The sequence below is a fragment of the Amycolatopsis sp. NPDC041971 genome, from assembly GCF_055588925.1.
This window is the reverse complement of record NZ_JBVJCE010000021.1, coordinates 42,251-66,563: the sequence shown is the minus strand read 5'-3', so window position 1 is coordinate 66,563 and position 24,313 is coordinate 42,251. Positions and strand designations below refer to the sequence as shown.

The following is a 24,313-nucleotide window of genomic DNA, read 5'->3' as shown; positions in this document are numbered from 1 at the left end:
GTGACCCCATCCGGGTGAGGGCGTCTCGCAAGCAGTCCTCTGAATGCGGTCGTTCGCAGTGCCAACTTCCGCATTCAGAGGACTGATCGCGGGCCGTCAGAGCCAGCCGTTGTGGGCGGCGAACACCCCAAGCTGGAACCTGCTGGAGACCCCCGCTCGGTCCATCAGGGTTTCGAGATAGCGGAACAGGGTGCGTCTGCTGACGCCGAGCGCGGCGGCGATCTCGTCGTCCTTGCGTCCGGCGGCGAGCAGGATCAGCAGCTCTCGTTCGATCGGCCGGATCGGCTGTTCGGCCGTCCGTCCTCGCCGGTCGAGCGGGAGCGCCGCGGCCCAGGACGTTTCGAACAGTCCCTCCAGTGCGGAGAAGAGGCTGCACGGGCGCACCACGACGATGGACTGATTGCGATCGGCCTCGCGGATGGTCAGCGCGATGGTGGCCGCACGGTCGTCGAAGAGCGTCAGTTTCACCGGGAGTTCGGGCGACAGGCGCGCTTGCTCGCCCGCTCGCAGACACGGCAGGATGTTCTCGGCGAGATAGCCGGGATCACCGAACGACGCTCCACTGTAGACACAGCGGTAGGTGACCCCGCGCCGCAGTTGCTCCTCCTCCAGCAGATTCCGGCGGCCGCCGGTGAAGTAGGGCGGGGAATCGAGACGGCGCACCTGATGCCGCACCGTGGTCGCGAGCTGTCGCAGCCGGGGGACGATGGCGTCGCCGGTGACCACTTCGAGTAGATCCTGCGCGTTCGGCATCCCCGAATGCGCCCGCCGGAAGGCGCGATACGCGGTCTGGACCGCGAGCCGCGCGTCGTGCAGTTCGGCCTGCCGTCGCGTGGTCAGCGCTGTCAGCGCTTCGCTGGGGTTCGCCGGGAGGAATTCGGTCCCGTCCACTCCGGACGGTACCGCGAGTCCGGCATCGGCAAGTTCTTTCAGTGCGAGCTGAACCGTCTCCGCGTCACCCTCCCGCCAGACCAGGCCCTCGGCGGTGACGGGCGCGGACTCCAGCATCCGGAGGTAGATCCGGGTGGCGATCTCGCCGACGCCCAGTCTGGCCAGCTGCGCGCCGAGTCCGTCCGAGGGAGTCGTCGATGTCACTTTCCACCTGCCTCTCAGCGGTCCGGGGGTGGTGCGCCACCGCCCCCGGACCGGCTCGCCGAACCTAGACGCCCGAGGTGTCGCGGATCCAGGTGCGGTGCGCCGAGATGCTGGTGTGCGTCGAGCTGTCCACCTTGTTGCCGGCGATGTGCACACCGACCTGTTTGCCGCCGACGAAGACCGGACCGCCCGAGTCACCGCCGTTGGTCAGCCCGTTGCCCCGGCGGGCCTTGATCAGTCCACTCCCGACACTGGTCACCGTCATCCGGGCGACCTTGAGATACCGCTGCAGGTCACCGTCTTCGTTGTAACCCCAGCCATAGACGTATTCGGTGTCACCGACGGCGAGGGAAGTGCCGAGCGACGCATACGTCGTACTCACCGAGCGGTCGAGCCTCAACAGCGCGATGTCTGCGCCGCTCGAGGGCGTGTAGATGTCGGCCACCACGGCGTACGTTCCGGCCCGGTGGTCGACGTCGCCCACCCGGACGGAGTAGTCGGCGCCGGGTTCGTCGACGCAGTGTTGGGCCGTGAGCACCCAGCGGGCGCTGATGATCGAACCGGAGCACCACTGCTCGCCGTTCTGCTCGATCATGGCCGCCCACGGGCCGGACTGGGCGTATCCGCCGTCGATGATGGGGGCCGCGCCGGCGGCCGGAGCGACCGTCGTGAGCCCGGCCGCACACAGCAGGGCGGTGAGGAGACCTCGGATGCGCATGGGTGCCTTCCAATGCAGGGGAACCAGGAAAAGGAATGGGAAATCGACGGGTCACCCGTTGTATGGCCGCGGCGGATCACCAGGGATCGCCCGGCCGGATCCGTTACCGGTTTTCCCATGCTAGGCAGGCGGATACGGCGGTCGATAGCGACTAAAGACGGGAGAAGGCCGCACCGGACCTGGGCTTTCGGCACCACAGTGCCGATGGCACCGATGTGTCACTCAAGACCACGCTGCACCGGCTTCATCAGGTCGCTTTAATGCCGTGAAGGCCTCCTTGAGGGACTCAGAGTCCCTCAAGGAGGCCTTCACGGCACCGCGATTCAGCTCGCGATCATCGACGACAGCGCTTCCCGGACGGCTTGGGGTCGAGCAGTTCCTCGGCGAGGAGAATGGCCCGGTCCGAGAGCGTGACGGACAGCCGCTCCACCGAATCGCCGATCCGGTCCGCTTCCCGGCGCACGCCCTCGCCCACGGGCTTGCTGTGCCGATCGGCGAGTCCCGCGAGCCTGCTCCCGGAGACCAGGACCAGATCGGCGAGGCGCTCGCCGAGTTCGGTCAGCCGGTTCGCCGTCCTGCCCGCGCGCCGGGCCACGAGGTCCTCGGTCTCCCGTCGCAGCTCCCGGACGGCGGACCTCGACTCGCTTGTCGTTCCGATGAGTGCGGACTTCAGGGTTCTTGTCACGTCCATCAGGAATCGACCTCCACACGGCTTGCCTGATTCGAGTGTACAGCCGTACTCCGAGTCAGGGGGATGTGCAGTGCGAATTTCGTTGCCGCATAAGAAGTGGTTGGAGATCCGGTGAACAGTCGTCGGCTAAATGTCGGGCGTGACGACTGCGGGGGGACCGTCCTTCAGGTGGGCAGTCGGCCAGACGCTGGCCGCGCGCGGAAGTGCCGACGGTGCGGCGTTCACCGGCTTCGCCACCTGGGCGCGGAAGCACATCGCGCGGATCGTGACCGTTTGACAAATCGGAACACTGCTCCGTCTTTGATGGAACAGTGTTCCGCTTAGCGCTGGGCCGTCACGCGAAGGGGGAGTCTCACCATGGCCACCACGCCTGTCCTCTCGATCGCTACCGACTTCTCCGCGATGACGACGCCCGCGCTCGTCGTCGCCGGAGGCAAGGACGCCTCCACCCACCTGACGGTTCGCGGTCCGGAATGGCACACCGACCCGTACTCCCTTTCGCCGGGCCACAAGGCGCTGCTCACCCTGTTCGACGCGGAGCGCGGGCTCGGCGGGGTTTCCGGCTACGACGTCGCCGAGACGACGGACGAGAACCCCGAGCGCCTGGCCGCTGTCCAGCGCCTCACCTGGGCTACCTCCGGTCCGAGCTTCACCGGGGGGGGGTACCGCCTGGCAGGTGGCGTGCGCGGAGCTGGCCTCGGCGCCGGATCCGCTCGGCAGGGTCGAGGCGAAGTGCTGAGCGAAGGCGATCCGGGTCGTCAAAGCACGGGGATCTCCGCCCACACCGTTTTGTACCCGGTGCCGGTGTATACACCCCACTGCGCGCTGATCGCCTCGACCAGAGCCAGCCCTCGCCCGTGGGGGCTTGCCGGATCCTGTTTGGCCACGCGGCACGGCCGCAGTTGCGGACGGCGGTCGTCGACTTCCACGCGGACGACGTCCCTGTTCGAGGGCAGGGAGACCCTGAGTTCGGAGACGCCGTTCGCGTGTTCGTGCGCGTTGGTGACCAGTTCCGTGGTCAGCAGTTCGGTGTCCGAAATGGTCGTGCGACCGACCTCGCCGAGCTGCTCTCGCAGCCAAGCCCTCACCTTTCCCAACGGCGGGGCGATACCGGCGGGGAATTCGTAAGCCTGTCTTGTTCCCGTAATACCCACGCGTATCTCCTTAGCGGGTTTCCCAGCTTGGCCAAGAGCATGGGTGCAGTCTGGGAGTACCCAAGGCGAGCGGCGGTTACACGCGGGAACTTCCGATGATGGCGGTGACCCTGATCTCGACCCGCATCCTCGGCGCGCCGAGGGCCGGGACGCCGATTTCCGTCCAGATCGGCGCGCGGTCTCCCATACGCTCGCGGAACTGCTCGACCATCACGCGGTTGTGGATCCCGCCGATGAAACCGGGCGTTTCCGGGACGTGGTACGAGTTCACGGCGATCACATCGTGCCAGGTGGCGCCCGCGGTGGCGAGGGTCCGCTCGACGTTCTCGAAGGCCTGGACGATCTCCTCCTCCAGGTTCTCGGGGAAGGTCAAGTCGTCGTCCCAGCCTCCTTGTCCCGAGATCTCGATGCGATCGCCGACGCGCACCGCCTGGCTGTAGCGCATCTCGGTCAGTTGCCGGTCGCCGTAACCGGGGGTGGCGAAGAACTCCGGTCGGGTCATGGTGGCACCTCTCGTTGACTTCATTCTTGAAGTCAAGGTACCACCGTTTCGCTTCAAGTGTGAAGTCATCTGGTTCTGGGTAAGGTTCCGCCATGGCCACCCCGAACCCGGACGAAGCACTGTGGCTGACCCCTGCCGAAAAAGAGGCCTGGACCGGACTGGTCTCTTTGGTCCTCCTGCTGCCCGGGCGGCTGGAGTCGCCGTTGCAGCACGACGCCGGGCTGACGTTGTTCGAGTATCTGACCCTCAGCCATATTTCCGAGGCCCCGGAGCGGCGCCTGCGGATGAGCGAACTGGCCTACCTCGCGAACGGCTCGCTCTCGCGCCTGTCCAATGTGGTCAAACGCTTCGAGCAGCGAGGCTGGGTGGAGCGGACCCCCGACCCGAGTGACGGCCGGTACACCCTCGCCGTGCTCACGGACGACGGCTATGACGTCGTGGCCGCGGCGGCGCCCACACACGTCCGTTCGGTGCGGGATTTCGTCCTCGACCCCTTGACCGCGGAGGATCAGCAGGCGCTGGCCCGCATCGCCGCCAAACTGCGGACGAGGCCCGCCGATCTCGCTTAGGTCGGTACTTCGAGGCAGTCGATCGTGCGCGCGAAAGTACCTTGTGCTCGCGTTCCGGACTCTGGTCCTCTGGCAGGGTTCATTTCACGCGAAGAGGGGGAACTCTCGTGTTCAAGAAAATATTCGCCGTCCTGTCGGTGTTTTCGATGGCACTCCTGGGTGTCACGGGAATCGCGCACGCCGGGATCGTGCAATGGTCCGACGGTTACGAATCGAACCCCCATGGTGTATGGGAGCGGGGAATCCAGGGCGGTGACGGGCATTCCTGGTTCGACATCGGCATGGGAGGGGCGCGGACCGGCAGCAACAACGGCTGGCTTTTCGCGGACCACGGCTGGTCGGCGATGAGGACCGCGAAGTCGCTCAGCAGTTTCCCGTCGAATCGTTCGAATTGCGCCGCCGCGATTTACGCCGACCCCGTCGGCGGCGGAGCGAACATCGGCCTGGAGATCTGGGACCCCAACGGCTGGCGAAAGATCTCCCACACGGTGAAGTGGATCGACGACTGGGCGGGCTATCAGCTCATCACGCTGCCCAATCTCAATCTGAACGGCGTGGGTACCGTCTATCTCCAGCCGATCTACGGCAACAACGGCGGACCGGCGAAGTACATCCGCTTGGACGACGCGATCATCCAGTGCGTTTACTGACCGGCTGAAGCTCAACGGCCAGACCGTGGCGAACGGCGTCGTGAAGCAGCAGGCCGCCGCGCACGGACCCTCGGCACATCCGGCGGGCCGCCCCTGCCGTCGCTGAGCCGGTGAATCCCGGCGGGGCGGACGGATCCTCGTCCGCCCCGCCGGGACAATCCGTCCGGCGGCTCAGGGGAGGGCTTTGACCACGGCCGCGGTGGCTTGCGCGAGGAGCTTGTTGTCGATCTTCGCGTCCTTGGCGGACCGGTCGGTCAGGATCGAGATGACGATCGGCGCACGGTTCGGCGGCCACACGACCCCGATGTCGTTCCGCGTCCCGTAGGACGCCGTACCGGTCTTGTCGGCGACCGGCCAGCCGGGGACGCCGGCCCGGATGTTCTGGTCGCCGGTGGTGCTGGCGCGCATCATGTCGATCAGGATCTTGCGTTTGTCCTCGGGGAGGGCGTCGCCGAGGGCGAAGGCACGCAGGCTCACGGCGAGAGCGCGGGGTGTGCTGGTGTCCCGCGGATCGCCGGGCGCGGTGTCGTTGAGTTCGGGTTCGATCCGGTCGGCGTGGCTCGTGGTGTCGCCGATGCCGCGCAGTACCGCGTTGAGACCTTCGGGGCCGCCGAGTTCGCGGAAGAGCAGGTTGCCGCCGGTGTTGTCGCTGTACCGGAGGGTGGCGTCCATGACCGCGCGCAGCGGCATGCCCGTGCCGACGTGCTTCTCCGTGACCGGCGAATTGACGACCAAGTCCTTTCGGTCGTAGGTCACCGTGCGGTCCAGGTCGGCGATGGATGTCCGTTGCAGGACACCGCCGGCACTGAACACCTTGTGCGTCGAGGCGTAGGCGAACCGTTCGTCGGCGCGGAAGGCGACCTCGCGGCCGTTCGCGGTGTCCACCGCGTACACCCCGAGACGGGCGCCGAAAGCACGTTCGAGCTGTTCGAACTCGGCTCGGTCGAGCGAAGCGACCGGAGTGGTCGACGACGCCGGGGTGGCGGCGGGCGGCGGCGCCGGAGCGGGAGTGGAACACGCGGCGAGCGATACGACCGAGAGCGCCAGCAGGGCGGCCCAGCGGCGAGAAGTGACGGACACGGTGATTCCTTTCAAGATCGTTCGATGTCCGCAGTCTGTCCAGCGCCGGTCATGCTGTCCAAGACACAAATCTCTCCTTTCATGCGTATTCCGCATAGTATGTGGTCGTGGACCTGATCGGCAGTTGCCGGGCGTTCGTGAGCGTGAGTGAGGCCGGGACCTTCACCGCGGGAGCCGCGATCGCCCGCATCCCTCAACCGGTGGCGAGCCGTCGTATCGCCGCGCTGGAACGGCATTTCGGCGAGCGGCTGTTCGACCGCTCCACCCGGCGCGCCCGGCTCACCCCGTTCGGCCGGGACATGCTGCCGTCGGCGAAACGGCTGGTGACCTTGGCCGACGCCATGGAACACGACGCGCAGCGCGCCAAACTGCGGCCGCTGCGGCTGGCGATGCCGGAGACCTGCACCGTCCGCGAGCTCGCCGAACTCGACGCGGCGGCACGGGAACTGGACGTCTTCCTGGAGTTCCGGCAGGCCCCGCCGAGGGAACGAGCGGAACTCGTGCGTACGCAGGAGGTTCGCGCGGCGCTCACGGTAGTCCCCGCCGAAGAGGGTGTGTGGAAGGTGCCGCTCGGCCTGGCGAGCAGAGGCAAGCCACGGGCGGGCGCACTGCATCTGGAAACGTTGCGGGTCGGCCGGTCCGGCCGCACGCCTCGCCGGGTGTGGATCCAGCCCGAGGACGACGTGCCGCATATCCGCGACCGCCTGTTCCGGGTCCGGGACTCGGTGGGGCTGCGGCCCGCGCAGGTGTCCGTCGCCGATTCGCTCACCGCGGCCGCGGCGGCCGTGTTCGGTTCGGACGATCTGCTGTTGTGCTCGCCGGCCCAGTCCGAAGAGCTCGGTTTGGCCTGGCGGCCGCTCGGCGAGATCCGGCTCGGGCGCGGTTTCGAGGTCACGGCGGGCCTCGGCGAGGACGCGCAGCGGCTCCGGGCACGATTGTGGCCGGACATCGCCCGATGTCTCGGCGCGGAGGAGACGACATGAACACCGAGACGCTGCTCCCGATGCTGCGCGCCGAACTGGACGACGGCGGCCTGCGCGGTTCGTTCCTGGTGCGGGATCTGCGGACCGGATACGAGATCGGCATCGACCCCGATCTGGAGTTCCCGAGCGCGTCACTGGTGAAGGTCCCGCTCGCCGTGGCGACCGTGGAACGGATCCGCCGGGGCGAACTGGACGGTTCGGCGCAGATCGACGTCCAGCCGGGGCGGGCCACCGCGCCGGGACCGACCGGGCTGACCCGGTTCCGGCATCCGGCCAGGGTGGCGATCGACGACCTGCTCTACCTGAGCATGGCCATCAGCGACGAGACCGCGGCGGACACGCTCTTCGCGCTGACACCGCCCGCCGAGGTCACCAGGATGACGCGCGAATGGGGCGTTTCCGGGATCACCGCGCGGCATCCGGCCGCGGACCTCAGCGACACCCCCGCCGAACGGTTCGACCCCACGGACGTCCACCTCGCGCACGCGCTCGCGATCAACGCGGGCACCGCCGGACAAGGTCATCCCGTACCGCAGCTCGACGTCACGCGCGCGAGTTCCGGTTCGGCCCGCGCGTTCGTGAACCTGCTCGAAGCGCTGTGGAAACCGTCCAAAGTAGACGAGCGGGTGGCGGCACGGGTGCGCGAGCTCATGGGACTCAACCTGCTGCGTCAACGGCTGAGTCCCGATTTCGTCTCCGACGCGACGAAATGGTCGTCGAAGACGGGCACCGTGCTGAACCTGCGGCACGAGGTCGGGGTGGTCGAACACGCCGACGGCGGGATCTTCGCGATCGCCGCGCTGACCGGATCCCGGGTACCCGCGGCGATCCAGCCCGAGGCCGAAGTGCTGATGGCCCGCGTGGCGAGGGCGTTGCGCGATCACCTGCGCGAGGGATGACGCGAGTCCCGGTGGTCGACGCCCGCGTTTGCGCACCGTCCGGCGCGGGTATCAGCGGCGCGTGCTCGACCACTCGTACTTCCCGGAACTGAGGGACCAGCGTCTCGTCGTCGACTACGACGACGCCGACGATCCGGTCCTGCTCCGTCCCGACGGATCGCCGATCGAAACCTGGCGGGAGAACTACCCGTACCCGACGCGGATGGCGCGCGAGGAATACGAAGTCGTGAAACGGTCGCTGCAGATCGAACTGCTCAAACTGCAGTACTGGATCAAGGACACCGGCGGCCGCATGGTGATCCTGTTCGAAGGACGCGACGCGGCGGGCAAGGGTGGCACCATCAAACGGTTCACCGAACACCTCGACCCACGCGGTGCGAGAGTGGTGGCGCTGAGCAAGCCCTCCGAGCGCGAGCAGGGGGAGTGGTACTTCCAGCGCTACGTGAAGCACCTGCCCACCGAGGGCGAGATCGCACTGTTCGACCGATCCTGGTACAACCGCGCCGGCGTCGAACGGGTGATGGGGTACTGCACGGACGAACAGTACGAGCGCTTCATGCGGCAGGCGCCGACGTTCGAGCAGATGCTCGTCGAAGACGGGATCATCCTCGTCAAACTCTGGTTCTCGGTGTCGAAATCCGAGCAGCGCACCCGGTTCCTCATCCGGCAGGTCGACCCGGTGCGGCAATGGAAACTGAGCACGAACGACATCAAGTCGCTCGACCGCTGGGACGCCTACACCAAAGCGAAGGTGGCGATGTTCCGGTCCACCGACACGGAGGTCGCGCCGTGGACGGTGGTCAAGAGCAACGACAAGAAACGAGCGCGGGTCGAGGCGATGCGCAGCGTTCTCGCTCGCGTGGACTACGCGGACAAGGACGAGGACGCCGTCGGCGAGCCGGATCTGAAAGTGGTCGGCGCGGCGGCGACCCTGCTGGAGGAGGGGGAGGACGAGGCCTCGCTCAGCCCGACCCCGATCGCGCCGTCGGCGGAGCCCGATCACGGCCCGGGCCTGCATCCGGAAGAGGACCGTAGCGGCGAGTGACGCCTGAACCGAGTCCGGCGTTTTCGCGTGACTGATCGGACGGTACGGGTGATCCTGCGGACGACACGCGTGTCTGGATGGACGGCACGCGTACCGGCAGGGTTAGTTTGGTCCGGGGCTGACCGCGGTGTCGAGATCCTGCCATGTCGGGTATCCGCCGTCCCCCGTCCGTGTGGGAAAGCTGATCACCAGTCTTTACTTCACGTACGGACGTCGGGGCTCTTGTCGAAAGGGATCATGGTGATCGGTAGTACGAGAAAGACGCGGGGAGCCGCGGTGGCCGTGGTCGCCGGTGCGTTCCTGGCCTCGGGCCTGATGCCCGCTTCCGTCGCGGGCGCGGATTCCGCGGCCAGGGCCGAACCGGACACCGCGGCGCTCGCCGGCGCGCTGACCGAACAGGCTGTGGCCTGGGGCGAGTGCTCGTTCCCCTCCGTCGCGCCGACGACGGAAGCCCAACTGAAGAAGGTCGAGGGTCTCGCGTGCGCCACCATCCAGGTGCCGCGCGACTGGCTCGACCCACAGGACGGCAACACCATCGGCGTCCGCGTCTCCAAGACCGCGACCGCCTACCCCGGCACCGGCAGGCAGGGCATCGCGCTGGTCAACCCGGGCGGGCCCGGCGGCGCGGGCCTGCCGTGGGGCGCCGCGACGGCGATGCGCAGCCCCGTGCTGGCCTCGCAGTACGATTTCGTCGGTTTCGATCCCCGCGGTGTCGGCCAGAGCACCCCGCTGACCTGTAGTTACACCGTCCCGGACAGCACGGATCAGAACGTGATCAGCCGGGCGAAGGTCGAAGGCTGCCTGAAGAACCCGCTGACGAAGTTCATCACCACCGAGCAGACCGCGTACGACATGGACTTCATCCGGGTGCTGCTCGGAGAGAAGAAGACCAGCTACATCGGTTACTCGTACGGCACGTGGCTGGGCACCTGGTACGCCACCACGTTCCCGTCCAAGGCGCACCGGTTCCTGCTCGACTCCTCGACCGACGCGAGCCGTTCGACGCTGGAGAAGACCTGGGACCTCCAGCCGCGCAGCCGTGACCGCCAGTTCCAGGAAGCGCTGCTGCCCTACATGGCGCGCAACGACGCCAAGTACAAGACGGGCACCGACCCGCTCGTGATCCGGCGCAACTGGGAGAAGGCGGGCGGCACCCGGGAGTACACGGGAATGCTCTACGCCGCCTGGTTCATCGTCCCGGCGATGTACGACACCTCCCAGTACCCGTCCGCGGCCTCGATGGTGGCCACGCTGGTGAAGGGGCCGGCGCCCGCCGGGACCGACGCGGAGAAGCTCGAGCAGGTCGTCGCGAAGGCGCTGACCACGCCCGGCCTGACCGATGCGAACAAGGCGTTCCTGAACAAGGCGAAGGGCAACGCCCTGGAAGCCATCGCGAAGAAGGACTCGATCGAGCGCAAGGCTTCCTACCAGGGCGGTGCCGAGGTCGAGACCTGGAAGGCGGCGTTCGAGGCGATCCGTTGCCAGGACGGTCAGTGGAACCAGAACCTGCACTACTGGAACTACTGGCAGGCCGACCTGACCGTGAACGCCCCGTTCATCGCGCCGATCATGGCCCTCTCGGGTGCGCCGCTGTGCGCGTTCTGGCCGACCGCCAACGCCAAGCCGGCGCCGGACCAGAAGACGTTCCCGAAGCTGCTGATCGCGCAGACCGAACTCGACGCGGCCACGCCGTACGAGGGCGCGCTCGCCACCGCGAACGGTTTGCCGGGCGCCAAGATGATCAGTGTCGACAACGAAGGCAGCCACGGGATCTTCCCGTACAACACCGACTGCGTCGACGACCCGATCGTCGCCTACTTCCAGACCGGTCTCACGCCGAAGCAGAAGTTCACCGGCTGCCAGGGGCTGCCCCTGCCGGGTGAGGACAAGACGGTGGAGGTCGGCGGTCACCTCGGGCACAACGGGAAGATCCAGATCAAGATGATCACGCCCCAGTTGCGCAAGGCGAACGAGATCGTCCGCGAGCTGCTCGAAGGCGCCGCCACCGCGGCGGCCGACGAGAAAGGGATGCCCGCCAACGCCTAGTCCCCGAAAGCGTTGAACAGAGGCTCCCGCGAGCGCGATCCGGCTCGCGGGAGCCTCTTCGGCTGGCTGCGAATCGCGTTTCTGTGGCGCGGGCACGAAGCCCGATGGCGGAAATTGTCACGTGAGAATGGGGTCGCTTTTCGTGGGTGGTAAGTGTAGTTGGAACCAACCTTGTCTTGCCGGTGCGCAACCGGCGGTTTCGCGTGTCTGGACGGACGACACGCGGCAGAACCCAGTCGCGCGCGTGTCGTCCATCCAGACACGTTTGTCGTCCGCCGGATCACGCGTGTCGTCGACTCAGTCACGCGAAACGGCCGGTCGGGCGGGGGTTGGCGTCACGGTTGTCCCTGTGGACTCGCAGGTAGTGAAGGGCTCCTTCCCTACCTTGAGGGTCGGCGAGGAGGCCTTCACGGATCGGTGAGGTTTCCCGGGAGGAGGGAAAATGGGACCCACGCTCCTCCTGATCGCGTTAGGGGCGTTCGTCACCACCCTCGACAACACGATCGTCGCGGCGGGCGCGCCGTCGATCGCCCGTGAACTCGGCCTCGGTCTGCCCACGCTGCAATGGGTGAGCATCGGGTACATGCTCCCGTTCGCCGGGTTGCTCCCGGTGGCGGGCACGGTGGTGGACCGCTGGGGTCAGGCCGCGACGCTGCGGGCCGGGCTGCTCGCGTTCGGCGTCGGCGCGGCCGCCGGCGGGCTGGCCACGACGGCGTGGCTCGTCATCTCCGCGAGGGTACTGCAGGGCGCCGCGGCGGCGTTCGTGGTCCCGGCCCTGCTCAGCCTGCTGCGCACCAACCTCGACGCGCGAGGGCGGGCGGTCGGGGCGACGGTGTGGACCGCCTGTCTCGCGGTCGCCCTCGCGCTCGGTCCGACGCTCGGCGGCGTGCTGAGCGAATATTGGGGCTGGGGCTGGATTTTCTTCGTCAATCTCCCGTTCGTGGTCGCGATGCTGCTGCTGTCGCGTACGGTCGCCCTCGCGGATCGCGACCCGGCGGCCGGGCGACCTGCCGTGCTGTCCATGCTGGTGGTGACCGCGGGAATGGTCCTGATCACCGCCGCCGTGGTGGAGCTGGGCGAGGGTGGCGCGCTGCTGCCCACGGTGTTCGGCGTAGCGGGGACGGGTTTCGCGATCTGGTTCGTGTTCAGGGAAAGACGCGCGCGCGAGCGGCTGGTACCGGCGGGGCTGACCGGCCAGCGGGTCTTCGCCGGCGCCCTCACCGTGCAGTTGCTGTGGGGACTGGGAATTTCGGGCGTCTTCTTCTTCACGCCGTTGCTGCACCAGGAATCCCTCGGACTCGGGCCGGTGCACGCCGGATTGCCGCTGGTCGTGGTGGCGGTGGCGGTCGTCGCCGCGACGCCGCTGGTGCCGTGGGCAGTGCCACGATTCGGTCCACATCGGACTGTCGCGGTGGGGCTGGTGACGGTGGCCGTGGGACTGCTGGCGATCGCCGCGGTCAACCACGTGCCGGAAGTCCTTCCGAGGATTCCCGGCTTGGTGCTGATCGGTGCCGGATCGGCCCTGACCACGCCGTTGACCTCCTACGCGCTGGAAATCGTGGCGGAGCGGCACGCGGGCACCGCCTCCGGACTGCTCACCGCCTCCCGCGAACTGTCGAGCGCGCTGGGGGTCGCGCTGATCGGGGCCGTGCTGGCGGTGGTCCGCACGGCCCGGCTCGACGAGGGCGCCGCGTCCGCGCTGGCGAGTGGTTACACGGCGGGCCTGCTGACGGCGGCGGGGCTGGAACTCACCGGCGCGCTCCTCGCGCTCCGGTTGCTGGACCCGGGCCGAAACTCGTCCCGAAGTGACAAGCGGGGTGCCCCCTTTCTCACTTCCCGGTGAGCACGTCGGCATCGCCGTCGGCGTTTCACCGTCCTTTCATTGACACTCTTCCCGCGGTATCCATACAGTTCCGGTCAGATAAAGAACGGTCTCCGGAATGGAATCCGCTTTCGGCAACGGTGCCGTTCCGAATTCACCCGCTCCTGCTCACGTCGTCAAACGAGGGGCCATGGAAACCATTTCGGAATCGGTCGTCGCCGCCTACGAGCCGGACGACGCGCGCGGCGGGGAGTCGTTCGCGACACTGCTGAGGTACTGGGCGTGGCGGCTCGGCGACGAGGTCGCCGTGACCTATCTCGACCATCGCGCCGGAGAGGACGGCCGGGCGGTCACGCTGTCCTGGCGCGAACTCGACGACCGGGTCGATGTCCTCGCCGCCCGGCTGACCGGGTTCACCGCTCCGGGGGACCGGGCGGCGATCCTGGCGCGGCAGTCCGTCGACTACGTCGTCGCCTTCCTCGGCGCGATCCGCGCCGGGCTGGTCGCGGTCCCGCTGTTCGCCCCGGATCTCCCCGGGCACGCGGGCAGGCTGGCCGCCGTGCTCGCCGACTGCGCGCCGCGGGTCGTGCTCACCACCGCCGACGGCCTCGACACCGCCGCCGGTTTCCTCGCCTCGACGGACACCGAGCGCCCCGCCGTGCTCGCCGTCGACACCCCGACTCCGGTCGCGGCCGGTGATCGTTCCTGGCCGCGACCGGAACCTGACGGACTGGCGTACCTGCAGTACACGTCCGGTTCCACGCGGACGCCGGCGGGCGTGATGCTGACCCACCGCAACGCGCTCACCAACGCCCGCCAGGCCTGCGACGCCTACTCGATCGAAACCGGGACGACGTCCACCGTCAGCTGGCTGCCGCTCTTCCACGACATGGGCCTGATCCTCGGGATCGGCGCGCCGATGGCGGCGGGCGTGGCGTCGGTCCTGATGGATCCGCTCGCTTTCCTCGAACGGCCGTCGCGCTGGTTGCGTGCCCTCTCCGCGAGTCCCGGCGCGATCAGCGCGGCCCCCAATTTCGCCTACGCCTACAGCGCTTCCCGGGTGACCGAGGACGAGAAGAGCTACCTCGAACTGAGCCGGGTCGTTTCGTTGATCAACGGCAGCGAGCCGGTCCTGCCCGCGACCATCGCGAAGTTCCACGGCGCTTTCGAAGAGTGCGGGCTGCGGCCCGAGGTGCATCGTTCCTCCTATGGGCTGGCCGAGGCCACCGTGCTCGTCTCCGTCACCGAAGCGGGCAAGGCCCCGCGCCAGATCGCCTTCGACCGTGAGCGGCTCGCCGCCGGGCTGGCGACGCCCGCCCTCCCCGGCACGGTGTCCACCACGCTCGTCTCCTGCGGATCTCCGGTGGGGCAACGGGTCCGCCTCGCCGACCCGGTCACGGGCGCGCTCGTCGAACCGGGCCGGGTGGGGGAGATCCAGGTCAACGGCCCGAACGTCGGCGTGGGCTACTGGGGACGGCCCGCCGCGTCCGACGGTGTCTTCGGCCTGCCTCCGATCGACCCGGAGTCCGGCGCGGGCTGGCTCGCGACCGGTGACCTCGGCGTGCGCTACGAGGGCGAGCTGTTCATGACGGGCAGGCTCAAGGACCTCGTCATCGTCGACGGCCGCAACCACTATCCGCAGGACATCGAACAGACCGTGGAGACGCATCCCGCGGTCCGGCCGCATTCCGCCGCGGCGTTCGCGATCGAGCACGAAGACGGCGAAGCGGCGGTCGTGGTGGCGGAACGGGCCAAAGGGTTCGAGTCCGATATCGCCGTCGCGACCGCGGAGATCCGGAGGGCGGTCTCGGCCGCGCACGGTCTGCGGCCGCACGACGTCGTCTTCCTCGCCCCCGGTGAGGTTCCGCGCACCTCCAGCGGCAAGATCAGCCGCGCCCTCTGCCGGAAGTCCTTTCTGGACGGTTCACTGACCGCGCGGCGGCTCGGGTGACCGCGGAGATCCGCGCCTGGCTCGTCGCGCGGGTGGCGGAACGGACCGGGTTGCCCGCGGATCGGGTCGACCCGGACCGCCCGCTGCACGAGAGCGGCCTTTCCTCCCGGGAGTCGATGGAGCTGGCGGCGGAGCTGGGCCGGTACCTCGGCCGTCCGCTGCCGCCGACCCTGGTGTGGCAGTACCCGACGATCGCCGCTCTCGCCGCACGTCTGTCCACAGTGGAGGCCACCGCGATCGTGGGCGGTGAAGGCCGCGAGGAGGAGCCGATCGCGATCGTCGGTGTCGGCTGCCGTCTGCCTGGCGGCGCGGACTCCCCGGAGCGGTATTGGCGGCTCCTGGACGCCGGACGTGACGGCATCCGCGACGTCCCCGAAGGCCGCTGGGACGCGTTCGAGGAGGACTTCGGCCGTGGCGGATTCCTCGGCGACATCGCCGGTTTCGACGCCGCGTTCTTCGGCATCACCCCGGGTGAGGCCGAAGCGATGGACCCCCAGCAGCGGATGCTGCTCGAAGTCGCCTGGGCGGCGCTGGAACACGCCGGGATCCCGCCGTCCACCTTGCGGGGGACCAGGACCGGAGTGTTCGTCGGACTCTCGGCGGGCGAGTACGGCCACTTGACGATGGCCGATCCCGCCACCGTCGACGTCTGGTCCGCCACCGGGGCCGCGACGAGCATCGCGGCGAACCGGCTTTCCTACCTGTTCGACCTGCGCGGGCCGAGTCTCACCCTCGACACCGCCTGCTCGTCTTCGCTGGTGGCGGTGCATCAGGCGGTGCAGAGCCTGCGTCGCGGTGAATGCGGGACGGCGCTCGCCGCCGGGGTGAACCTGCTGCTCTCACCCGCCGTCACCGCGTCGTTCCGGCGTGCCGGGGTGCTGGCCCCGGACGGACACTGCAAACCGTTCGACGCCGACGCCGACGGCATCGCCCGCGGTGAAGGCTGCGGCGTGGTCGTGCTCAGGCCGCTGAAGGCCGCTCGCCGCGCGGGGGACCGGGTGCTCGCCGTGATCCGCGGCAGTGCGGTCAACTCCGACGGCCGGTCCAACGGTCTCGTCGCGCCCAGCCCCGGCGCGCAAGCCGACCTGTTGCGTGACGCGTACGCGGCGGCGGGTGTCGAACCGTCCTCTGTGGACTACGTGGAGGCGCACGGGACCGGGACCGCGGTGGGGGATCCGATCGAGGCCGTCGCGCTCGGCGAGGTGCTCGGAGCCAGCCGCGAACCCGGCCGGCCACTCTTGATCGGCTCGGTGAAGGGAAACCTGGGCCACCTCGAAGGCGCGGCGGGGATGGCCGGGCTGATCAAGGTGGTCCTCGCGATGGTCCACCGGCGGTTGCCGCCGACCCCGCATCATCGCGCACCCAGCCCGCATATCGATTTCGCCGGTCTCGGCCTCCGTATGGTCGGCGCCGGGACGGGCTGGCCGCGGTACTCCGACGTCGTGCGGGCCGGGGTCTCCGCGTTCGGCTTCGGCGGCACCAACGCCCACGTCGTTCTCGAAGAGTGGCCCGCCGCCTCGTTCCCCGCTCGAGGGACGGACACCGAAGGCCCACGGGTGTTGGCGCTCTCGGCCCGATCGCCCGAGGTGCTTCGGGCGCGCGCCGCCGATCTGGCCGACTGGCTCGAAGACCCCGCGCATCGCGCGGTACCGCTCGACGCGGTCGCCGCGACGCTGGCGCGCGGCCGGGACCACCTGCCGATCCGCGGCGCGGTGATCGCCGAGGAACGCGACCGGGCGGCCGCCGCGCTGCGGGAACTGGCCGCCGGTCGCGACGGCGGAGACGTCGTCCTCGGCGAGGCCGGCCCCCTGTCCGGCGTCGTGTTCGTCTTCTCCGGCTACGGCTCCCAGTGGCCCGGGATGGGCCGCCTGCTGCTGCGCACCGAACCCGCGTTCCGTGCCGAGGTGGAGGCGCTCGACCCGGTGTTCCTCGCCGAAGCGGGATTTTCCCTGCGCGCGGTCTTCTCCGGCGAGCGGGACCTGCCGGACCTCGCCGCGACGCAGCTCGCGTTGTTCGGCATGCACCTCGCCCTCGCCGGGCTCTGGCGTGCGCACGGCGTCGTCCCGGCCGCCGTGGTCGGCCATTCGATGGGCGAGGTCGCGGCGGCCGTCGTCGCGGGAGCGCTGGACGTCACCGACGGCCTGCGCGTGATGACCACGCGCGCCCGGCTGCTCGCCGAGGTCGACGCGTCCGGCGACGGGGCGATGGCGGTCGTCGAACTGTCCCCGGCCGAACTCGCCGAGCTGGAAACGGAGTTCTCCGGGATCACCGTGGCGGTCTACGCCTCACCGGTCCAATGCACCGTCAGCGGCGGCGCCGGGCAGGTCGAGGCGCTGGTGTCGCACGTGGAGAGCCTCGGCAGGCTGGCGAAGCGGCTGCCGGTCGGAGGCGCCGGCCATTCGGAAGCCGTCGACGCCGTCCTCGGCCGGTTCCGCGCCGAGCTCGACGGACTTTCCCCGCGACCGGCGGAGATCCCTTGTTACAGCAGCGTTCTCGAAGATCCACAGTGGTCACCGGCGTTCGACGTCGAGTACTGGGCGGCGAATCTGCGCCGTCCGGTGCGGTTCAGCCAGGCACTGGCGGCGGCGACCGCGGACGGGTACGGCGTGTTCGTCGAGATCTCGCCGCATCCGGTGGCGCTGGCCGCGATCGAGCAGAGCACCGGCGCGCTCGCCCTGCCGTCGGCGAGCCGCCGGACCGACGAGCGGACGGCGTTCCTGACCACGCTCGCCCGGCTCCACACGCTCGGACTGTCCGTGGTGCTCGATGGCGGCGGCCGGCGGCCGCTTCCGGTCGAGCTGCCCGGACCGCGCTGGCGGCACGAACGGTTCTGGCCGCGGCGTCCGGCCGTCCGGCCAGGATCCGGTGGCGCGCATCCGTTGCTGGGTGTCCACATCGAACAGCCGACCGGTGGCGGGCACCTGTGGCGCGCGGACGTCGGGACAGCGGTGCAGCCGTGGCTGGCCGACCACGCGGCGATGGGTGTCCCGTTGTTCCCCGCCGCCGGTTTCCTGGAACTGGCGCTCGCGGCGGCGAAGACGGCCCTGCGGCCCGGCGGGCAACTGCGCGTCAATGGCCTCGAACTGCACCGGGTGCTTCCGCTCGCCGCGCACACCGAGGTGACGACCAGTCTGAGCACCGGCTCCGGACCGTCCGAAGTGGACGTCTACGCGCGGTCCGCGGACAGCGGCTGGGTCCGGCACGCCACCGCTCGCGTCCGCGACGGGAACACCGCGGTCGTGCCGTTCGGCCCGGTCGACGGCGACGCCCGGCCGGTCGACCTCTACCAGGTGCTGGCCGCGGCCGGGCAGAGCTACGGTCCCGCTTTCCGCGGGCTGCGAGAGGTTCTGGCGGCGCCCGGCCGGGCCTCGGCGAGAATCACGCTGCCCACCGACCATCCCGCGTATGTCCTGCACCCGGTGATCGCCGACGCCTGCCTGCACGCGCTGGCCGCGGCCGCCGGGGACGCGCTGCGCGAGGCCGACGGTGTCTTCCTGCCGCTGACCTTGGGTGAGATCGTCCTCGCCGGTGATCCCCGGCGCGGTGTCCGGGTCGACGCCGTGCTCGACTCACTCGACCCGGCCGGTGACGGCCTGGTCGGCGGCGTCCAGCTGGTCGACGCCGACGACGTCGTGCTGGTCGAGTTCCGCGACGTCTACTGCCGCCGGTTCCAGCGTTCGGCACTGCCGGTGCCGATGGCGGATCTGCTGTTCGAGACGGTCTGGCGGCAGACCGAGCCACCGGCGGTGAAACCGGGGCCGCACAGCTGGGTGGTTCTGGAGGGTGACTCGCCGTGGCCGGCGGCGCTGCGTGAACGACTCGCCGGGGACGAACTGGTGACGGTTCCGCTCGGCGATCGCGCCGCGCTGGCGGAGATTCTGCGGTCCCGCGAAGTGACCGGAGTCCTCGCCTGGGTCGCCAGTTCGGACGTACCCGACCCGATGCGGGCCGCGCGGAGTGTCGCCACGCTCTCCGGCGTGCTCGCAGAGCTGACCGAAGCGGCGTCCGCACCACGTTTGTGGCTGGTCAGCGCCGGTGCCTCGGCCATCGAGCCCGGTGAACGCGGTGACCCCGGGCAGGCCTGGCTTCGCGGGCTGGTCCGTGTCCTCGCCTTCGAACACCCCGAGCTGCGAGCGAGCCAGGTCGACTTCGACGCCGAGCCGGATCCGGCACAGCTGTGGGTCGCGAGGCTGGCGGCGGAGCTCCGCGCGGACGCGCCGGACGACGAGATCGCCTGGCGTGAGGGCGTCCGGTACACGCGGTTGCTGGCCCGTCCGGAACTCGGGGAAGCCGGCCACGAAACCGTGGTGCGCGACGGCGCCTACGTGATCACCGGTGGTCTAGGCGGCCTCGGTCTGGTCGCGGCGGACTGGCTGGCAGGGCGCGGCGCGACCAGGCTGATCCTCTCCGGGCGTCGCGGCGCGAGCCCCGCCGTCGAACCGCTCCTGGCGGACCTGCGTGCCCGGGGCGCGGACATCCGCGTGGTGGCCGGTGACATCGCCGAGCCGGGGACGGCCGAAGCGCTGGTCGTGGCCGCCACGGAAGGCGGTATGCCGTTGCGTGGCGTGCTGCACGCGGCCGGGGTGCTGTCCGACGGTGCCGCCGTCGCCGTCGACAAGAACGCCGTCGAGGCGGTCTGGCGCGCGAAAGCGCTGGGAGCGTGGCGATTGCACGAAGCCACGGCCGGACACGAACTCGACTGGTGGCTGACGTACTCGTCGGCGGCCGCGTTGTTCGGATCGCCGGGGCAGGCCGCCTACGCGACCGCGAACGCCTGGGTGGACGCGCTCGTCGAGTGGCGCCGGGCCAGTGGGCTACCGGCGGCGACCATCGGCTGGGGAGCCTGGGGCGAGGCGGGAGCGGCCGTCGGGAACCGCAACCCGGTGCTCGAACCACTCGGCACGGACGAGGCGCTGGCCGCGATGGACGCCGTGCTCAACCGTGGTCGCGGATCGACCGGCATCGCCAGGGTCGACGCCGGGACCGTGCTGGCCCTGTTCCCGCGTCTGGCGGGGCGGCCGTTTTTCGAGATCCTGGTACCGAAGGAAGAACCGGATACCGGTCCGTCCACTTGGGACGGACTGGACGCGCTGCGGGCGGTCCTGCCGGAAGCGGCCCGCGAGATGCTGGCCGACTATCTCGCCGGCCTCGTCGCCGGGATGCTCGGCCTCGCGGCGGACGAGATCGACCGGCACGTCCCGCTCACCCGGCTCGGTCTGGACTCCCTCACCGCCATGCGCGCCAGGGGTGTCGTGGAACGCGATTTCGGCCTGCCGTTGCCGATTCCGTTGCTGTTGCGCGGTGCCAGCCTCGGCGAACTCGCCGATCACCTCGCCGAACAGGCGGGCTTCGGCGAGGGAGTCCCTCGGCCCGCCCGGCCGAGCGTGCCCGTCGGCCCGCGTGATCCGGCCGAACGCTGGGTCGCCCGGCACTGGCAGGCGGAACTCGACGGAGCGGAACCCGGTGTCCACGACGACTTCTTCGCCGCGGGTGGTGACCCCGAGGCGGCGAAGCGACTGCGCGCGGTGTTCGCCGGGCAGCTCGGCGCGGTCCCCGACGTCGACCTGCTCTTCGCCACGCCGACGATCGCCGCGATGGCCGATCTGCTGCGTGACCGGATCGAGGGACGCGGGGGCTGTCCGGTCCGGCCGCTGCGCGAAGGCGGTGTGGATCCGACGTTCCTGTTCCATCCGGCGGGCGGTCCGACGAGCGTCTACGAGGGGCTCGTCCGCCTGCTGCCGGAGGGCAGGCCCGTCTACGGGCTCGAACGGATCGACGACGAGGACACCATCGAGGGCAAGGCCGAGTGCTACCTCGAGCTGATCCGCGAGATCCAGCCGCGGGGCCCGTATCGGCTGGGCGGCTGGTCGTTCGGCGGCTGCCTCGCCTACGAGACCGCCCGGCGGCTGACCGCGACGGGGGAGCGGGTCGATCTCGTGTTCCTGATCGACAGCATCCTTCCCTTGCCCGCGCGGGGGAAACCGGCGGACGAGATCCTGCTGGACCGGTTCGACCGGTTCGCCGAACACGTCGAACGGACCTACGGTGTCCCGCTGGACATCCCGCGCGAGGACCTCGTCCGCCTCGGCGACGACGAACAGATCCGGCTGGTGATCAGCAGGCTGGCCGCACAGGTCCCGGAGATGGGACAGGGCGTGCTGCGGCACCAATACGAGTCCTATGTGGACGCCCGGGTCGCCGAACGCTACCGGCCGGAACCCTATGCGGGACCGGTGCTGCTGGTGCGTGCGCGGGATCCGCATCCGCTGACCACCACCCTCGATCCGCGGTACCTGCGCACCGACGACGCCCTCGGCTGGGACGTCTTCTGCGCGGATCTCGAAGTCGTGCGGGTGCCGGGCGATCACCTGTCGATGATCGACCCGCCGCACGTCGAGGTGGTCGCCGCCGAGCTGTCCGCCCGGCTCGGGTCGCCGAGGGCGGCGAGACCATGACCGATGGCCCGTTCGCGCCGACGACGGCGTTCCGGATCGCCGATCTCGCCGCCCGCCAGGACGAAGCCGTCCGGATCGCCGAGAAGCAGGCCGTCGACCGGCAGCACGCCAAGGGCAAGCTGACCGCCCGCGAACGCGTCGAGCTGTTGCTGGACCCGGGTTCCTTCGTCGAACTCGACCAATTCGCCCGGCATCGGTGCACCGAGTTCGGGATGGACGCGAACCGGCCGTACGGCGACGGCGTGGTGACCGGGCACGGCACCGTCGACGGCAGGCAGATCTGCGTGTTCTCCCAGGACTTCACCGTGTTCGGCGGCAGCATGGGCGAAGTCTTCGGCGAGAAGGTCCTCAAGGTGATGGATCTGGCGATGACGCTGGGCTGTCCCGTCGTCGGTATCAACGACTCCGGCGGCGCCCGGATCCAGGAAGGCGTCGTCTCGCTGGCCTATTACGCCGAACTCGGCAGGCGCAACGCGCTGGCGTCCGGCGTCATTCCGCAGATCTCGCTGATCATGGGGCCCTGCGCCGGCGGGGCGGTCTACTCGCCGGCGATCACCGACTTCACCGTGATGGTCGACGAGACCGCGCACATGTTCGTCACCGGACCGGACGTCGTGCACGCCGTCAGCGGCGAACGGGTCACCGCACGGCAGCTCGGCGGCGCCGCGGTGAACAGCGAGGTCTCCGGGAACGCCCATTACCGGGCGGCCGGCGAACAGGACGCGATCGACTGGGTCCGGACGCTGCTCGGCCACCTGCCGTCCAACAACCTCGACGCGGTCCCGGAGTACGCCGACGAGACCGATCCCGAACTCACCGCCGCCGACCTCGAACTCGACCGGCTGGTGCCCGATTCGCTGAACCAGGTCTACGACATGACCGAGGTGATCGTCCGGCTCGTCGACGACGGCGACTTCATGGAGGTGCACAGCGGCTTCGCGCCGAACATGATCTGCGCGTTCGGCCGGGTGCGGGGCCGCACCGTCGGTGTCGTGGCCAACCAGCCGCGGCATCAGGCCGGCGTGATCGACATCGACGCCTCGGAGAAGGCCGCGCGGTTCGTGCGGTTCTGCGACGCCTTCAGCATCCCGATCCTCACCCTCGCCGACGTCCCCGGCTACCTGCCCGGCGAGGCGCAGGAACGGAACGGGATCATCCGCCGTGGCGCCAAACTGATCTACGCCTACGCCGAGGCGACCGTGCCGAAGGTGACCGTGGTGATCCGCAAGGCCTACGGCGGCGGCTACGCGGTCATGGGGTCGAAGCATCTCGGCGCGGACGTCAACCTGGCCTGGCCCACCGCGGAGATCGCGGTGATGGGCGCCGAGGGCGCGGTGCGGGTGCTGCACCGGAACGAACTGGCCGCGCTGCCGCCGGAAAAGCGATCCGCCGAACGAAGGCGGCTCACCGAGGCATACCGCGAACGGCATTCGAATCCTTACCTGGCAGCGGAACGCGGCTACGTCGACCAGGTCATCGCGCCGTCACAGACCCGCCTGCAAGTCGCGCGGGCCCTGCACACGCTCCGGACCAAACGGCAGACCACCCCGGCCAGAAAACACGGAAACATCCCGTTGTGAGCAAGGAGAAACGATGAAGCGAACGTGGCGGTGGGGTGCGCTGGCGCTGTGCTTGGCCGCCCTGCTCGGAAGCTCGGCCCCCGCGAGCGCGGCGCCCACGCCGGTCACCGCCGACAACGGCGCGAAGGTCGTCGAGGAGAACTGGCTGGACGCGCGCACCGTCGACCTCAAGATCAGTTCGCCTTCGCTCGGCACCACCGGCATGGTCCGCCTGTTCGTCCCCGCCGGCTGGGCCGCCCAACCCACCCGGACCTGGCCGACGTTGTACCTGCTGCACGGCTGCTGCGAACCGGTGGACTACCGCTCTTGGGATCAGTTCACCGACGTCAAGGCGTTCACCGCGGACAAGGACGCCCTCGTGGTCATGCCGACCGGCGGGCCCGCCGGGATGTACACGAAGTGGTGGAACTTCGGGCTCAAGAGCACGCCGGACTGGGACACCTTCCACACCCTGGAGGTGCGGCAGATCGTGGAACGCGGTTACCGGGCGGGCACCCGCCGGGTGATCGCCGGGCTGTCGATCGGCGGATACGGCGCGCTCGCGTATTCGTACAAGCACAAGGGGATGTTCGCCGCGGCGGCGTCCTACAGCGGCGTGCCGAATACGCTCAACCAGGGAGCCCCGCTGTTCATCCAGGGCATCCTCGCCCGCGCGGGGATCTTCAACTACCTCGAACTCTGGGGCGACAGCTGGGGGATGCGGCCGCTCTGGACGGCGAACAACCCGTTCGACCACGTCGACGGACTGCGCGGCACGGCGCTCTACATCTCGTGCGGGAACGGGAAGACCGGCCCGCTCGATCCGCCGGGCCGGTCCGACATCTTCGAACCCCAGGCACTGGCCTCCTCGGTGAGTTTCACGGATCGGTTGAAGGTCAAGGGGATTCCGGCGACCGTCGACTACTACGGCGACGGCACGCACAGCTGGCCGTACTGGCAACGGGCCCTGCGCAACTCCTGGCCGGTGCTGGCAGGTGGGCTCGGCCTTTGATCGGGAAGTCCGTGAAGGCCTCCTTGAGGGACTCTGGGTCCCTCAAGGAGGCCTTCACGGACCGCCGCATTCCGAGGACGAA

18 protein-coding genes are annotated in these 24,313 nt (G+C 69.5%); 12 read left to right on the top strand and 6 right to left on the bottom strand.

What is annotated here, in order from left to right:
- Positions 1-96: 96 nt before the first annotated feature.
- From ACZ6DT_RS33280 to ACZ6DT_RS33270, 3 genes are all read right to left on the bottom strand, one after another.
- Positions 97-1,095, bottom strand: coding sequence for a helix-turn-helix transcriptional regulator (locus ACZ6DT_RS33280; protein WP_465602754.1), 999 nt, complete (start codon positions 1,093-1,095; stop codon positions 97-99).
- Between the two features lie 64 nt (positions 1,096-1,159).
- Entirely contained in the window at positions 1,160-1,813 is a 654-nt protein-coding gene (locus ACZ6DT_RS33275; protein ID WP_465602751.1) for a S1 family peptidase, read from the bottom strand.
- Positions 1,814-2,147: 334 nt separating this feature from the next.
- Entirely contained in the window at positions 2,148-2,504 is a 357-nt protein-coding gene (locus tag ACZ6DT_RS33270) for a hypothetical protein (RefSeq protein ID WP_465602749.1), read from the bottom strand.
- 139 nt (positions 2,505-2,643) lie between these two features.
- Here ACZ6DT_RS33270 and ACZ6DT_RS33265 point away from each other — a divergent pair, with 139 nt between their 5' ends.
- Positions 2,644-2,781 (top strand): hypothetical protein, encoded by a 138-nt coding sequence (locus tag ACZ6DT_RS33265; RefSeq protein WP_465602746.1) that lies wholly within the window; start codon positions 2,644-2,646, stop codon positions 2,779-2,781.
- Positions 2,782-3,262: 481 nt separating this feature from the next.
- Here the strand turns inward: ACZ6DT_RS33265 and ACZ6DT_RS33260 are convergent, their stop codons facing one another.
- Positions 3,263-3,658, bottom strand: a complete 396-nt coding sequence (locus ACZ6DT_RS33260) for an ATP-binding protein (protein ID WP_465602744.1) — start codon at positions 3,656-3,658, stop codon at positions 3,263-3,265.
- A 76-nt stretch (positions 3,659-3,734) separates the two neighbouring features.
- A complete protein-coding gene (locus ACZ6DT_RS33255; protein ID WP_465602742.1) occupies positions 3,735-4,160 on the bottom strand; it encodes a Rid family hydrolase in 426 nt (141 codons plus the stop codon).
- 92 nt (positions 4,161-4,252) lie between these two features.
- On the opposite strand from ACZ6DT_RS33255, the gene ACZ6DT_RS33250 reads away from it, so the two are divergent.
- Positions 4,253-4,729, top strand: a complete 477-nt coding sequence (locus ACZ6DT_RS33250) for a MarR family winged helix-turn-helix transcriptional regulator (RefSeq protein WP_465602740.1) — start codon at positions 4,253-4,255, stop codon at positions 4,727-4,729.
- A 107-nt stretch (positions 4,730-4,836) separates the two neighbouring features.
- Complete coding sequence (locus ACZ6DT_RS33245; protein ID WP_465602738.1) at positions 4,837-5,379, top strand: hypothetical protein; 543 nt, start codon at positions 4,837-4,839, stop codon at positions 5,377-5,379.
- Between the two features lie 171 nt (positions 5,380-5,550).
- Here the strand turns inward: ACZ6DT_RS33245 and bla are convergent, their stop codons facing one another.
- The gene (bla, locus tag ACZ6DT_RS33240; protein WP_465602736.1) at positions 5,551-6,459 is read right to left on the bottom strand and encodes a class A beta-lactamase; all 909 of its coding nucleotides are present in this window, start codon (positions 6,457-6,459) and stop codon (positions 5,551-5,553) included.
- Positions 6,460-6,560: 101 nt separating this feature from the next.
- On the opposite strand from bla, the gene ACZ6DT_RS33235 reads away from it, so the two are divergent.
- From ACZ6DT_RS33235 to ACZ6DT_RS33195, 9 genes are all read left to right on the top strand, one after another.
- Positions 6,561-7,442, top strand: coding sequence for a LysR family transcriptional regulator (locus ACZ6DT_RS33235; protein ID WP_465602734.1), 882 nt, complete (start codon positions 6,561-6,563; stop codon positions 7,440-7,442).
- Positions 7,439-8,341: a serine hydrolase gene (locus ACZ6DT_RS33230; RefSeq protein ID WP_465602733.1), complete on the top strand. Its 903-nt coding sequence runs from the start codon at positions 7,439-7,441 to the stop codon at positions 8,339-8,341. Before ACZ6DT_RS33235 ends, ACZ6DT_RS33230 begins: the two co-directional genes overlap by 4 nt.
- Before the next feature lie 28 nt (positions 8,342-8,369).
- The gene (gene ppk2 / locus ACZ6DT_RS33225; protein ID WP_465602731.1) at positions 8,370-9,386 is read left to right on the top strand and encodes a polyphosphate kinase 2; all 1,017 of its coding nucleotides are present in this window, start codon (positions 8,370-8,372) and stop codon (positions 9,384-9,386) included.
- A gap of 276 nt (positions 9,387-9,662) precedes the next feature.
- Positions 9,663-11,432 carry an alpha/beta hydrolase gene (locus tag ACZ6DT_RS33220; protein WP_465602729.1) on the top strand — a complete coding sequence of 590 codons (1,770 nt, stop codon included), beginning with the start codon at positions 9,663-9,665 and terminating at the stop codon, positions 11,430-11,432.
- A gap of 442 nt (positions 11,433-11,874) precedes the next feature.
- The gene (locus tag ACZ6DT_RS33215; RefSeq protein ID WP_465602727.1) at positions 11,875-13,275 is read left to right on the top strand and encodes an MFS transporter; all 1,401 of its coding nucleotides are present in this window, start codon (positions 11,875-11,877) and stop codon (positions 13,273-13,275) included.
- 169 nt (positions 13,276-13,444) lie between these two features.
- Positions 13,445-15,205, top strand: coding sequence for a fatty acyl-AMP ligase (locus ACZ6DT_RS33210; protein ID WP_465602725.1), 1,761 nt, complete (start codon positions 13,445-13,447; stop codon positions 15,203-15,205).
- Positions 15,202-21,660 (top strand): SDR family NAD(P)-dependent oxidoreductase, encoded by a 6,459-nt coding sequence (locus ACZ6DT_RS33205; RefSeq protein ID WP_465602724.1) that lies wholly within the window; start codon positions 15,202-15,204, stop codon positions 21,658-21,660. The genes ACZ6DT_RS33210 and ACZ6DT_RS33205 overlap by 4 nt, the downstream gene beginning before the upstream one ends.
- Positions 21,657-23,240: an acyl-CoA carboxylase subunit beta gene (locus ACZ6DT_RS33200; protein ID WP_465602723.1), complete on the top strand. Its 1,584-nt coding sequence runs from the start codon at positions 21,657-21,659 to the stop codon at positions 23,238-23,240. Before ACZ6DT_RS33205 ends, ACZ6DT_RS33200 begins: the two co-directional genes overlap by 4 nt.
- 13 nt (positions 23,241-23,253) lie before the next feature.
- Positions 23,254-24,231 (top strand): alpha/beta hydrolase, encoded by a 978-nt coding sequence (locus ACZ6DT_RS33195; protein WP_465602721.1) that lies wholly within the window; start codon positions 23,254-23,256, stop codon positions 24,229-24,231.
- The last annotated feature ends 82 nt before the right edge of the window (positions 24,232-24,313 follow it).

Bases quoted from the DNA above. Each gene is read 5' to 3' on its own strand.
- ACZ6DT_RS33230 (WP_465602733.1), top strand. From the start codon at position 7,439: ATGAACACCGAGACGCTGCTCCCGATGCTGCGCGCCGAACTGGACGAC.
- ACZ6DT_RS33200 (WP_465602723.1), top strand. From the start codon at position 21,657: ATGACCGATGGCCCGTTCGCGCCGACGACGGCGTTCCGGATCGCCGAT.
- ACZ6DT_RS33255 (WP_465602742.1), bottom strand. From the start codon at position 4,160: ATGACCCGACCGGAGTTCTTCGCCACCCCCGGTTACGGCGACCGGCAA.
- ACZ6DT_RS33250 (WP_465602740.1), top strand. From the start codon at position 4,253: ATGGCCACCCCGAACCCGGACGAAGCACTGTGGCTGACCCCTGCCGAA.
- ACZ6DT_RS33270 (WP_465602749.1), bottom strand. From the start codon at position 2,504: ATGGACGTGACAAGAACCCTGAAGTCCGCACTCATCGGAACGACAAGC.
- ACZ6DT_RS33275 (WP_465602751.1), bottom strand. From the start codon at position 1,813: ATGCGCATCCGAGGTCTCCTCACCGCCCTGCTGTGTGCGGCCGGGCTC.
- ACZ6DT_RS33195 (WP_465602721.1), top strand. From the start codon at position 23,254: ATGAAGCGAACGTGGCGGTGGGGTGCGCTGGCGCTGTGCTTGGCCGCC.
- ACZ6DT_RS33215 (WP_465602727.1), top strand. From the start codon at position 11,875: ATGGGACCCACGCTCCTCCTGATCGCGTTAGGGGCGTTCGTCACCACC.
- ACZ6DT_RS33210 (WP_465602725.1), top strand. From the start codon at position 13,445: ATGGAAACCATTTCGGAATCGGTCGTCGCCGCCTACGAGCCGGACGAC.